Genomic DNA, 12,410 nt, shown 5'->3' with positions numbered 1-12,410 from the left:
TCACGCAAGAAAGTTGCGCGCCATCTCCGCCGCTACGCGCCACCTGCGCCCAATCGCGCGCCATTTCCGCCGTTTCGCGCCAGGCATGCCTGGCGCGAAACGGCGGAAATGGCGCGCGCTGGGAAGGGTCGTTCGCGGAGGGTCCGGCGGGATTGGGGCGGCGGCGGTCCGGGCCCTGGCGGCTACTCGCGGAGCGTCGCGTCGAAGCGGGCGGTCGCGACTGCGACACCGGCGAGCTTCGCGTCGCTCGCTTCCGCGGCGGTCAGGGTGCGGTCGGCGGCCCGGAACCGCAGCGCGAACGTCAGTGACTTGCGGCCGGGCTCGATGCCGGTGCCGCGGTAGTCGTCGACAAGTTCGATGTGGTCGAGCAGCGCGCCGGCCCCTTCAGCAACGGCCGCGAGCACCTCGGCGGCGGGCACCGCGGCGCTGACGACGAGCGAGAGGTCCTGCGTCGCGGCCGGCATCGTCCTGATCGGTGCGGCGTGCAGCTCGGCGCCGGCCTGGGCGAAGACGTCCGAGAGGGTGATCTCGGCGACGGCGACCACGGCGGGCAGGTCGAAGTCGATCGCGACGGCGGGCAGCAGTTCGCCCGCGAAGCCGACGCTCAGTTCCCCGGCGGGGGTGGCGACGAACAGCTCGGCAGTGCGGCCGGGGTGCATCGCCGGGTGCGCGCCCTGGCGCACCAGGATCGACACGCCGGTCGCAAGCGCGACCTGCTGCACGGCGGTCAGGGCGTCCTGCCAGCCGGCGCTGAGCGGCGGCCGACCCGGCTGGTGGCGCACGGTGTTGCCGGTCAGCACGACGGCGACGGAGTACGGCTGCGGCGGGATGCCCGCGTTGAGCTCGGCCTCGAGTTCCGCGCTCGGGCGCACGGCACCCGCCGGCACGACGAGGCTGCCATAGCGGATGCCCGCCACCGGCCGGAAGACGAGGCCCTGTTCGAAGACGGCCAGGTCGGTGATCCCGCGAGAACGGTTGCGATGCGCGATCCGCAGGAGCCCAGGGAGGATCGAGGTGCGCAGGAAGGGCGCCTCGCCGTCGAGCGGGTTCGCGACGCGGATCTGGGGAACCTCGGCGACGGCGGGGACGCCGGCGGCGGCACCGGCGGCATCCGCTGCCACGGCGGCGAGCGGCGCGAACAGGCGATTGTCGGACTCGGACACGAACGGGTAGGCGAGCACCTCGGTGTGGCCGGTCGCCGCGAGGGTCTGCGCGACCGTGCAGCGCAGGCGCTGCAGGAGGGTGAGGCCACGGCCGGGCGGGGCGACCGGGAGCACCGAGGGGATGCTGTCGTAGCCGACGATTCGGGCGACCTCCTCGGCGAGGGTCCACTTGTCGGTGAGGTCAGGCCGCCAGGTCGGCGGGGTCACCGAGAGTCCGGTCGGGGTGTCGACGAGCACGCCGCCGATCTCGGCGAGGGCGGAACGCTCCTCCTCGTCCGAGTAGGTGCGTCCGATCAGGCCGGTGATGAAGTCGCGCGGAAGCTCGATCGCGACCGGCGCAACCGAGGAATCGACCGCGGAGCCGAGAGCGTCGGCGGTTCCACCGGCGAGGTCGACGAGCAGCTGCACGACGCGAGCTGCCGCGACGGCGGCGACCTGCGGGTCCACCCCGCGTTCGAATCGACGCGAGGCTTCACTCGGGAGCTTGTGACGGCGGGCGCTGCGGGCGATCGACACCGGGTCGAAGTTCGCGGCCTCGATGAGCACGTTCGTGGTGGTGGCGCCGATCTCGGTGCTGCGGCCGCCCATCACCCCGGCGAGGCCTATCGCACCGGACTCGTCGGTGATCAGGAGGTCTTCCGGGTGCAGGGCGCGCACGACGCCGTCGAGGGTCGTGAGCTTCTCCCCCGGTTCCGCCCGGCGCACCAGGATGCCGCCGGTGAGCGCGTCCAGGTCGTAGCCGTGCAGCGGCTGGCCGAGTTCGAGCATGACGTAATTGGTCACGTCGACGACGAGCGAGATCGACCGCATGCCGGCGAGGGCAAGCCGGGTGATCATCCAGGCCGGGGTGGGCCGGGACGGGTCGACGCCGCGCACGGCGCGGGTCACGAAGACGCTCGCACCCGAGCGGCCGCGAATCGGGGCCGCGTCGGCGAGCGTGACGGGGAACTCGACCGTCGAGACGGCGGGCGCAGTCGCGAGGGCCGGGTCGCGGAAGGCCGCCCCGGTCGCGTGCGAGTATTCGCGGGCGATGCCACGGATCGAGAACGCGTAGCCGCGGTCGGGGGTCACGTTGACCTCGACGGCGGTGTCGTCAAGGCCGAGGAGGGCGATCGCGTCTGTGCCAACGGGGGCGTCGTCGAGGCCGAGGTTCTTCAACAGCAGGATGCCGTCGTGCTCGTCGCCGAGGCCGAGCTCACGGGCTGAGGCGATCATGCCGTCGGAAACGTGGCCGTAGGTCTTCCGGGGCGCGATCGCGAACGGGCCGGGCAGCACGGCGCCGGGCAGGGTCACGACGACCTTGTCGCCGACGACGAAGTTGTGCGCCCCGCAGACGATGCCGTGCACGGCGGGGCCGCCGTCCGCAGCGGTCTCGTCGCCGGGGGCGACGCGCACCTGGCACCAGTTGATGGTCTTGCCGTTGGTCTGGGGCTCGCCGACGAATTCGAGAACCTCGCCGACCACGATCGGGCCGGTCAGTTCAAAGCGGTGGATCTCTTCTTCTTCGAGGCCGACGCTCACGAGGGCGGCGTGCACGGCTTCGGGAGTGGTGCCGGGTTCGAGGTCGACGAATTCGCCGAGCCAGCTCAGAGGGACGCGCATCAGACGGTCATCCCGTACTGCTGGCTGAACCGTGCGTCGCCTTCGACCATGTCGTGCATATCCTTCACATCGTTGCGGAACATCAGTGCTCGTTCGACGCCGACGCCGAACGCGAAGCCCGAGTAGACCTCGGGGTCGATCCCCGCCGAGCGGAGCACGTTGGCGTTGACCATGCCGCAGCCGCCCCACTCGATCCAGCGCGCACCGCCCTTGAAGGTCGGGTGCCAGACGTCGAGCTCGGCGCTCGGTTCGGTGAACGGGAAGTAGTTCGGCCGCAGCCGCACCTTCGCTTCGGGGCCGAAAAGGGCCTGCACGAAGTGATCCAGGGTGCCGCGGAGGTGCGCCATCGTGAGTCCCTTGTCGATGGCGATGCCCTCGATCTGGTGGAACACGGGCGTGTGCGTCGCGTCGAGTTCGTCGGTGCGGTACACCCGGCCGGGCGCGACGACGTAGACCGGCAGTTCGCGGGAGAGCAGGGCGCGCATCTGCACGGGCGAAGTGTGCGTGCGCAGCACGAGGTGCGCCTCGGGCGGGTCGATGAAGAAGGTATCCTGCATCGCGCGTGCCGGGTGGTCCTCGTCGAAGTTGAGCGCGTCGAAATTGAACCACTCGCTCTCGAGCTCGGGGCCTTCCGCGACTTCCCAGCCCATCGCGACGAACACGTCGGCGACGCGTTCCTGCAGCAGGGCGAGCGGATGCCGCGCCCCAGCGTGCCAGGTCGAGGCCGCGGCGGTGACATCCACGGTTTCGGCGGCGAGCTTCGCGGCGGCCTCTGCCGCGCCGATCTCCGCCTCGCGGGCGGAGAGGGCCTGGTTGACTCGGGCCCTGGCCTGGCCGACGAGCTTGCCGGCCGCTGCCTTCTGCTCCTTCGACACCGAACGCATCAGCGCGTTCAGGCGGGAGAGCGGAGACGCCTCACCGGCGTGTTCGCTACGGGCCGCCTTGAGGGCAGCCGAGTCGGCGGCGGCGGATATGGCGGACAGGGCGGCGGTGACCGCCGCGGTCACGGCCGCTTCGGTGATCTCGGCCGGTGCGGGGTTTTCGGTGGATTCAGACACAGGTCCCAAGTTTAGTGCGTGGGCTCAGGCCCGCTCCGCCGGGCGATGCGCCGGGCCAGCCACGACAGCGACAGGTTCATTGCGAGGTAGATGACGAGCACGACGAAGAAGAAGGAGAAGGAGTATCGGTTGCCGAAGAAGTTGGTCAGGTCGCGCATGCTGCGCAGGAGTTCGGAGTATCCCACCACGAAGGCGAGCGACGTGTCCTTGAGCAGTACGACGAGCTGGGCGATGATGATCGGCAGCATCTGCCGGAACGCCTGCGGGAATTCGATCCGGAGTCGTGTCGCGATGGGCGTCAGGCCGATCGCCAGTCCCGCCTCACGCTGTCCGCGCGGGAGTGCCTTGATGCCCGCGCGGAGGGCTTCGCCGATGATCGCGCCGTTGTACACGGCGAGAGCGGCCACGCCGGCCCAGAACGACCCGGTCGAGAACACGAGCAGGATGAAGAGCATCATCAGCAGCACGGGCATGCCGCGGAAGAATTCGAGCACGACCGTGGTCGGCACCCGGATCCAGGCCGCATCCGAGGCGCGGCCGAAGGAGAACAACACGCCGATGACGAGCGCGAACACGGCCGCGACCCCGGCCATCTCGAGGGTCGCAAGCGCTCCGGCACCGAGCGCGCGCCAAACCTGGACGTCGTTGAACACGTCCCAGTGGCTCAGGTCCCAGAGACCCGGCTGCACGGCGCCGTTGACACTCGTCTTCGGGGCTCCGAGGGCCAGCACGAGGGCGATCACACCGACCGCGATCACGGCGACGCCGACGTAGGAAATGATGCGGGACATCCGCCGGGCCTTGGGGCCTGGCGCATCGTAGAGGACCGAGGTCATCGGAGCACCGCCACTCTCTTCTCGACCCGGCCGGCGAAGACGCCGAGGGTGACGGTGATCAGCAGGTAGAAGACGGCGACAGCGAGCAGGATCGCGAGGACCCGGTCGCCGCGGTCATTGGTGACCTGGCGGGCGGCGCCGAAGAGTTCGAAGACGAAGAAGGCACCGGCGACGGAGGTGTTCTTCGCCAGAGCGATGAACACGTTGATCAGCGGCGGCACGACCATCCGGAGCGCCTGCGGCAGGATCACGAACGCGAGCGACTGTCCGAAGCCGAGCCCGATGCTGCGGGCGGCCTCGGCCTGACCGACGTGCACGCCGTTGATCCCGCTGCGCACCGCCTCGGCAACGAAGGGCGAGGTGTAGACGGTGAGACCGATCACGGCGAGCGTGAAGTAACCGGGCGAGAACTGCAGGTACGGCAGCAGGAAGGCGCAGAAGAAGAGGATCAGGGTCAGGGGCGTGTTGCGGATGATCTCGGTGTAGACCGTCGCGAAGCCCCGGAAGGAGGCGACGGGTGAGATGCGCAGGCCCGCAACGATCATGCCGAGAATAAGTGCACCCACCCCGGAGATGACGAGCAGGCCGAGGGTATTTCGAAAGCCTTCGAGGAAGACCGGCAGATTATCGATGACTGCGTCCATGTCTCGACTCCCCTTCTGTTGGTTTAACACGTGTCCGTACACGAGCGGATGCCGCAACACCCTTTCCGGATGCTCTCGCGGCATCCGCCCGGCGTCGCGCGGGTTCTAGTAACGGTTGATTGTCGGCGGGGTGGGGGGTGTCGAGGACCGTGCCCGCGGTGGCCTTCCAGGCGGCCACCCAGGTTCCATCGGTGAAGGAGGCGTCGAGGGTGTCGTTGATGAAGGCCCGGAATTCGGTGTCGTCCTTCTTCAGCCCGATGCCGTACGGCTCCTGGGTGAAGGGCTTGTCGACGACCTCGAACTCGCCGGAGTTCTGTGCGGACAGGCCGGCGAGGATGACATTGTCGGTGGTGACCGCGACGACCTCACCGCTGCGCAGCGGGCCAAGGCAGTTGGAGAAGGTGTCGGTCGCGATCACGTTGGTCGTATACGCGGCGATGTTCTTCTCCGAGGTGGAGCCGCTCACGGTGCACACGGGCTTGCCGGCGAGGTCTTCCGGCCCGGTGATCCTGCTCGGGTTGCCGGCGAGCACAAGCAGGTCCTGTCCGGCTTGGTAGTACGGCCCGGCGAACGAGACGACCTCCTTGCGCTTGTCGTTGATCGTGTACGTGGCGATGACGATGTCGACCTGGCCGTTCTGGATGAACGGTTCCCGGTTGGCGGACACGGTCTCGACCCAAGTGATCTTGTTCGCTGCGATACCCAGCTTGGCCGCGATGATCTTGCCGATTTCGACGTCGAAGCCGACCGGCGTACCGTCCGGGCTCTTGAGTCCGAAGAGCTTCTGGTCGAACTTCGTGCCGATCGTGATCTTATCTGCCGCGGCGAGCTTCGCCATGGTCGTTCCCGGCGCGAACGTCGGGGTGGCGACGGCGGGGCCCGGCGGAGGGTTCGCACCGGAGTCGGTGCAGGCGCTGAGTGTGAGAACACTCGCGAGGGCGATGGCAGAAATCACGAGACCTCTGTTGAGCCGCATGGTGTCCTCCTGGGGTGCTGGGTGCTGGGATCGCCGGTCGCGTGACTGGCGCATTCTGCGGGCTGTGGATCCTCAGTGCGCGAGGATCTTCGAGAGGAAATCCTTGGCGCGGGTGCTCTGGGGGTTGGTGAAGAATCGGTCGGGGGTCGACTCCTCGACGATCTCGCCCTCGGCCATGAAGATGACCCGGTTGGCGGCCCGCCGGGCGAAGCCCATCTCGTGGGTGACGACGATCATGGTCATTCCATCGTTGGCGAGGTCGATCATGACCTCGAGAACCTCGTTGATCATCTCGGGGTCGAGCGCGCTCGTCGGCTCGTCGAGCAGGATCACCTTGGGCTCCATCGCGAGGGCCCGGGCGATGGCAACGCGCTGCTGCTGGCCGCCGGAGAGCTGGGCGGGCATCTTGTGCGCCTGGTTGGCGACGCCGACCCGTTCGAGGAGGGCCATTGCCCGGGTCTCGGCGTCGGCTTTGGACAGCCCGCGCACTTTGATCGGCCCGAGGGTGACGTTCTGCAGCACGGTCATGTGCGCGAACAGGTTGAAGGCCTGGAAGACCATGCCGACGTCGGCCCGCAGCCGGGCCAGGCCCCTCCCTTCTTCTGGAAGGGCCTGCCCGTCAATCGTGATGACGCCGGAGTCGATCGTCTCGAGGCGATTGATGGCCCGGCAGAGCGTGGACTTGCCCGACCCGCTCGGGCCGATGACGACGACGACCTCGCCGCGGGTGACGACGGCGTTGATGTTCTTGAGGACGTGCAGCTCGCCGAAGTGCTTGTTCACATCGGTTACGACCACGAGGGGCTCACCTCGACGGACCGTGATGTTCGACGTAGCCGGCGTGGGATCTGTTGGCTCCATCACCCCAACTTAGGTCACAAAAGTCGAGGTTCTTGCCATTCTGATCAGTTAGGCCCGAACGAAACACACACTTTGCACGGCCGGACCGGCCTTCGCCGAACTAGATGCTGCGCTGCGCGAAGGCGCTTTCGTACAGGCAGACGGATGCCGCGGTCGCGAGGTTCATCGACTCGGCGTGGCCGTAGATCGGCACGGTGATCGAGCGGTCGACGAGGGCCAGGTCCTCGTCGGTCAGCCCGCGGGCCTCGTTGCCGAACAGCCAGGCCGTCGGCGCGAGAAGGAGTCCTTCGTTGCGGGCGGCGAGCAGGTCGGTGCCCTTGATGTCGGCGGCGAAGATTTGGAGGCCGGCGAAGCGGGCGCGTTCCCGGACGTCGTCGAGGGTGACGCCGACGGCGACAGGCAGGTGGAAGATCGAGCCCGTGGACGAGCGCACGACCTTGGGGTTGTAGAGGTCGACGCTGCGACCGGTGAAGATCACGGCGTCGGCACCGGCGGCATCCGCTGCCCGGATGATCGTGCCCGCGTTGCCCGGGTCACGCACCTCTTCGAGGATGGCGATGAGCTTGGGCTCCTTGGCGAAGATCTCCTTGACCGAGGTGGGGAACTGGTGGCAGACCGCGACGAAGCCCTGCGGGGTGACGGTGTCCGCCATCGTCTCGAGGACCTGCTCTGTCACGAATTCGACGTCGACGCCGGCATCGACGGCGGTTTCGGCGATCTCGGGGTGGCGCTCGAGGGCCGTCGGGGTTGCGTACAGTTCGACGACGAGCTCTGGACGGAAGTTCAGGGCTTCGGCGACGGCCTGCGGGCCCTCAAGGAGGAACAGCCCGGTCTCGGAGCGCGCGGCCCGGTTCGACAGCTTCGCAACGGCCCGCACGCGCGGAGAACGGGGATTATCTAACATGCTGCCAGCCTACTTGCCGGGGCCGGAACGGCGCGGATGCCGCGCTGACGGCCGGCCATAGCCACCTCATAGCGCCGGCATAGCCGACCCAAGGACGCACTCGGCAAGCTCAAAGGATCAACCTTTGGAGGAGCCATGACCGGCCACATCGTTCCGGGTCACGCGACCCGCCCACCCGTATTCGTGCCGAGCGCGCACGGTGCGTCCACTTCGTCCACCCCGTCCACCGCCGACTCGCCCTCGACGGCGCGCCGCGGACTGCTCGCCCGGGCCATTCTCGGCGAACGCGCGGACGCCGCCTGGATCCGGCCGTCCTTCTGGGCGCTCCTCATCATGACCGGCCTGCTCTACCTCTGGAACCTGAGCGAGAGCGGCTGGGCGAACAGCTTCTACGCCGCCGCGGTGCAGGCCGGGTCCAAGAGCTGGACCGCCCTGTTCTTCGGGTCTCTCGACTCCTCGAACTTCATCACCGTCGACAAGCCGCCGGCCTCGCTCTGGGTGATGGGGCTCTCGGCGCGGATCTTCGGCTTCTCGAGCTGGAGCGTGCTCGTGCCCCAGGCGCTGATGGGTGTCGCGGCCGTCGCCCTCGTCTTCGCGACCGTGCGGCGCAGCCTCGTGGCCTTCGGCCCGCGGCTGGGCGCCGTCGGCGGCCTCGTGGCCGGCGCTCTGCTCGCCTTCACTCCCGCAGCGGCGCTGATGTTCCGCTTCGACAACCCGGATGCGCTCCTGACGGTGCTGATGACGGCGGCCGCGTACTGCGTGATCCGCGCACTGCCCTCAGCGAGCTGGCGCTGGCTCGCCCTCGCCGGCGTCGCCCTCGGCTTCGCGTTCCTGACCAAGATGCTCCAGGGCCTCCTCGTACTGCCGGCCTTCGGTCTCGCCTACCTGTTGCTCGCGAACACGACCGTCTGGCGCCGCCTCGCGCACCTCGGTATCGCCGCGGGCGCCCTCGTCGTGTCGGCGGGGTGGTGGGTGCTCGCGGTCGCGCTGTGGCCGGCATCCGCTCGCCCCTACATCGGCGGGTCCACGGACAACACCGTGCTCGACCTCGTCTTCGGCTACAACGGCCTCGGCCGGATCTTCGGCGCGACCGCCGGCGGCGGCGGGAACGCGGGCGGCGGCGGCACGACGGCCGCTGCCGGCTCGAGCTTCGGCGGTGCGACAGGGCTCGACCGCCTGTTCAGCAGCGAGATGGGCCTCGAGATCTCGTGGCTGCTGCCCACGGCGCTGCTCGCCCTGGTCCTCGGTCTCTGGGCGACCCGGAAGCGGCACCGCATCGACGGCGCCCGCGCTGCTCTCGTGGTCTGGGGCGGCTGGCTGCTCGTGACGGGACTCGTCTTCAGCTACATGAGCGGCACCATCCACCCGTACTACACGGTCGCCCTCGCCCCGGCGATCGCGGGCCTCGTCGGAACCGGCGGCGTCGTGCTCTGGCACGGGCGCTCGCACTGGTTCGGCCGGCTCGGACTCGCCGCGATGATCGCGGCCGCGGGCGCCTGGGGCTTCGTGCTCCTCTCCGAGAACGCGGACTGGCTGCCGTGGCTGCGCTGGACACTGCTCGCGGTGACCCTGATCGGCGTGGCAAGCTTCGTCGTCGGCGCCGCCCTGAGCTGGCGTCGCCTCACGACCGTCGCGGTTCTGGTCGGCATGCTCGGCGGTCTCGGCGGGAGCGCGGCATACGCGATCGCGACCGCTTCCGTCGCACACAACGGCTCGATTCCCTCGGTCGGTTCGATCTCGTCTTCGAGCGGCATGGGTGGCGGCACGGCTGGCGGCCTCATGGGCGGCGCCCCCACCGGCGGCGGTGGCACGAGGCCAGACGGCGGCACCCCGCCGGAAGGCGCGGGCGGCACTCCCCCGACGGGAGGCACCGGCGGCCCAGACGGCTCGGGCACGACCGGAACGACCGACACCGGTACCGGTACCGGCACGACGGACGCGACCGGCTCCGGCACGACCGACACGGGCACGGATGCCGCGGCGAACGCCGACGGCTCCGGCTCCGCTCCCTCCGGCTCGGGTTCGGATTCCGCGACCGCGTCCGACCTCACCGCCCTGCTCGCCGCCTCGACGGCCCGCTGGGCGGCGGCGGTCGACGGATCGCAATCTGCTGCGACGCTCGAACTATCCACCGGCGTCGCCGTGATGGCGATCGGCGGCTGGAGCAGCGACCCGACGCCGACCCTCGCCGAGTTCCAGGCGGCTGTCGCGGCCGGTGACGTGGGCTACTACATCTCGGGAAGCCAGGGTGGCGGCGGCGGCATGGGCGGCGGAGACAGCACAGCGACGGCCATCGCGACCTGGGTAGCCGCGACATACACCGCGACGACGGTCGGCGGCTCGACGGTCTACGACCTCTCGTCCCCCGCCGCCTGACCGGCCGCGGGCACGCAAAAACGGGAGTGGGCCCTGGGGCCCGCTCCCGTTTTGGGTGATGCGGAGTGCTGGTGGAACGAACTGCTAGCGAACCGAACGGCGCTGAAGCGTGAAGGCTAGGCCTTGACCTTCGGTGCCGACGTGTCGGCGGGCAGTGCTGCCTTGGCGCTCTCGACGATGGCGGCGAAGGTGGCCGCTTCGTTGACCGCGAGGTCGGCGAGGATACGACGGTCGACCTCGATGCCGGCCAGGGCGAGGCCCTGGATGAGGCGGTTGTAGGTCAGGCCGTTCTGGCGGGACGCAGCGTTGATCCGCTGGATCCACAGGCGACGGAAGTCACCCTTGCGTGCACGACGGTCACGGTAGCTGTATGTGAAGGAGTGAGTGAGCTGCTCCTTGGCCTTCGTGACCAAACGGGAGCGCTGGCCGCGGTAACCCTTGGCGCGCTCGAGGATGACGCGGCGGCTCTTGTGAGCATTGACCGCTCTTTTTACTCTTGCCATTTTCTTGTTCCTTTAGGGGTACGGGGTCTAGCGACCGAGAAGCTTCTTGATGACCTTGGCGTCGGCCTTGGCCAACACCTGGTCGTGGTTCAGGCGGGACTTGCGCTGGGTGCTCTTGACCTCGAGGTTGTGGCGCAAACCGGCCTGCTGCTTCATGATCTTGCCGCTGCCGGTTACCTTGAAGCGCTTCTTAGTCCCGGAGTGGGTCTTCATCTTAGGCATTTTTTTCCTCCTGTTTCGCTGCCTTATCAGCAGCTCTATGTGCATTGGCCTCTGCCTTGGCCTCTGATTTGTTCTTCAGTGGGCCAATCACCATGACCATGTTTCGACCGTCGATAGTCGGGCTCGATTCGACCGAACCGAATTCCGCGACATCCTCGGCAAATCTTTGGAGCAGTCGTACGCCCTGGTCGGGACGGGACTGTTCACGGCCACGGAAAAGAATCATGGCCTTGACCTTGTCGCCGGCCTTGAGGAAGCCTTCGGCGCGTTTGCGCTTGGTCTCGTAGTCGTGCGTGTCGATCTTGAGGCGGAACCGAACTTCCTTAAGAATGGTGTTCGCCTGGTTGCGCCGGGCCTCCTTGGCCTTCTGCGCAGCCTCGTACTTGAACTTGCCGTAGTCCATGATCTTTGCGACCGGCGGCTTGGAGGTAGGGGCAACCTCGACGAGGTCCAGATCCGCCTCCTGTGCCATGCGCAGTGCGACGTCAATGGCCACGACCCCGATCTGCTCGCCGGCGGGGCCGACAAGACGGACTTCAGGGACGCGGATACGGTCATTTGTACGGGGATCGCTGATGCGTCTCTCCTTCTCTCATGCATCGTGACTACAGCCAGGCAACGGATGCCGCCTGGCGACGAAGAGAGGAAAATCGCGTGCGAAATGGTGGAGCGTTATTGCTCAAACACTACGTACGGCACCCTGTCTACCTTCGCGCCACTGTTTCCAGTGCCACGACGGCGGAGTGCAAACAACCCGGTAACCTTTGTGAAGCGGTATGCGCGGGTGGGAGATTATCCACTTTCGTACCGAGATAAATACCTCGGAGCCCGGACGAGTCTAACAGAGGAATGCAGTGACAAGTAGCACAAGCCAGGATGCCAGCCAGGAAACCCGCGATATCGCCGATGTTGCCGCCGTCGAGATCATCACGACGGCGTGTGTGCACCTGATGAGCGCCGCCGCGGTCAAGTGCGGGCTCGCCGACGACCCCGACACGCAGATCGACCTCGACGAGGCCCGGAAGCTCATCAACGCCCTCGCCGGGCTCGTGACGGCGGCCGCCCCCGATATCGCCGACATGCACGCGCGAAGCCTGCGCGACGGGCTGCGTTCGCTGCAGGCTCGCGTTCCGCGAGGCCTCCGCGATCCCCGACCCGATCGGCGCCGGCCCCGGCGAGAAGTACACCGGCCCGGTCAACTAGCTCGATCACCCTTCCCTGAGGTGTCGCATATCGACGTTCCCGCGACCCGCGAACATCGATAT

11 protein-coding genes and 1 pseudogene are annotated in these 12,410 nt (G+C 68.1%); 2 read left to right on the top strand and 10 right to left on the bottom strand.

The window, feature by feature from the left end; translation table 11 throughout:
* Positions 1 to 182: 182 nt before the first annotated feature.
* The 7 genes from pheT to KIV56_RS17620 form a co-directional block, all read right to left on the bottom strand.
* Positions 183 to 2,765, bottom strand: coding sequence for a phenylalanine--tRNA ligase subunit beta (pheT, locus tag KIV56_RS17650; RefSeq protein ID WP_281534431.1), 2,583 nt, complete (start codon positions 2,763 to 2,765; stop codon positions 183 to 185).
* Positions 2,765 to 3,823 (bottom strand): phenylalanine--tRNA ligase subunit alpha, encoded by a 1,059-nt coding sequence (gene pheS / locus KIV56_RS17645; protein ID WP_281534430.1) that lies wholly within the window; start codon positions 3,821 to 3,823, stop codon positions 2,765 to 2,767. The genes pheT and pheS overlap by 1 nt, the downstream gene beginning before the upstream one ends.
* An 11-nt stretch (positions 3,824 to 3,834) precedes the next feature.
* Complete coding sequence (locus KIV56_RS17640) at positions 3,835 to 4,614, bottom strand: amino acid ABC transporter permease (protein WP_281534429.1); 780 nt, start codon at positions 4,612 to 4,614, stop codon at positions 3,835 to 3,837.
* A gap of 41 nt (positions 4,615 to 4,655) precedes the next feature.
* Complete coding sequence (locus KIV56_RS17635; RefSeq protein WP_281534428.1) at positions 4,656 to 5,303, bottom strand: amino acid ABC transporter permease; 648 nt, start codon at positions 5,301 to 5,303, stop codon at positions 4,656 to 4,658.
* Entirely contained in the window at positions 5,284 to 6,279 is a 996-nt protein-coding gene (locus KIV56_RS17630) for a glutamate ABC transporter substrate-binding protein (protein ID WP_281534427.1), read from the bottom strand. The genes KIV56_RS17635 and KIV56_RS17630 overlap by 20 nt, the downstream gene beginning before the upstream one ends.
* A 72-nt stretch (positions 6,280 to 6,351) precedes the next feature.
* Positions 6,352 to 7,140: an amino acid ABC transporter ATP-binding protein gene (locus KIV56_RS17625; protein ID WP_281534426.1), complete on the bottom strand. Its 789-nt coding sequence runs from the start codon at positions 7,138 to 7,140 to the stop codon at positions 6,352 to 6,354.
* A gap of 100 nt (positions 7,141 to 7,240) precedes the next feature.
* Positions 7,241 to 8,044 (bottom strand): TrmH family RNA methyltransferase, encoded by an 804-nt coding sequence (locus KIV56_RS17620; RefSeq protein ID WP_243013531.1) that lies wholly within the window; start codon positions 8,042 to 8,044, stop codon positions 7,241 to 7,243.
* 135 nt (positions 8,045 to 8,179) lie between these two features.
* On the opposite strand from KIV56_RS17620, the gene KIV56_RS17615 reads away from it, so the two are divergent.
* On the top strand, positions 8,180 to 10,420 hold the full coding sequence (locus KIV56_RS17615; protein ID WP_281534425.1) for a glycosyltransferase family 39 protein: 2,241 nt from the start codon (positions 8,180 to 8,182) through the stop codon (positions 10,418 to 10,420).
* A 116-nt stretch (positions 10,421 to 10,536) separates the two neighbouring features.
* On the opposite strand, the gene rplT is transcribed toward KIV56_RS17615, so the two are convergent.
* From rplT to infC, 3 genes are read right to left on the bottom strand one after another with little or no spacing between them, the layout of a single operon-like run.
* Positions 10,537 to 10,923 carry a 50S ribosomal protein L20 gene (rplT, locus tag KIV56_RS17610; protein WP_134446990.1) on the bottom strand — a complete coding sequence of 129 codons (387 nt, stop codon included), beginning with the start codon at positions 10,921 to 10,923 and terminating at the stop codon, positions 10,537 to 10,539.
* Between the two features lie 27 nt (positions 10,924 to 10,950).
* Positions 10,951 to 11,145, bottom strand: a complete 195-nt coding sequence (rpmI, locus tag KIV56_RS17605) for a 50S ribosomal protein L35 (RefSeq protein ID WP_134446988.1) — start codon at positions 11,143 to 11,145, stop codon at positions 10,951 to 10,953.
* On the bottom strand, positions 11,138 to 11,722 hold the full coding sequence (gene infC / locus KIV56_RS17600) for a translation initiation factor IF-3 (RefSeq protein WP_134446986.1): 585 nt from the start codon (positions 11,720 to 11,722) through the stop codon (positions 11,138 to 11,140). The genes rpmI and infC overlap by 8 nt, the downstream gene beginning before the upstream one ends.
* Positions 11,723 to 11,999: 277 nt before the next feature.
* Between infC and KIV56_RS17595 the strand changes: the two are divergent.
* Positions 12,000 to 12,348, top strand: a pseudogene (locus tag KIV56_RS17595) (DUF1844 domain-containing protein).
* Positions 12,349 to 12,410: the final 62 nt, after the last annotated feature.

It is taken from the genome of Cryobacterium breve (assembly GCF_027594785.1).
GTDB lineage: Bacteria > Actinomycetota > Actinomycetes > Actinomycetales > Microbacteriaceae > Cryobacterium > Cryobacterium breve_A.
Note: the sequence above shows the minus strand (reverse complement) of the source record. Positions and strands in the feature narration are given on the sequence as shown.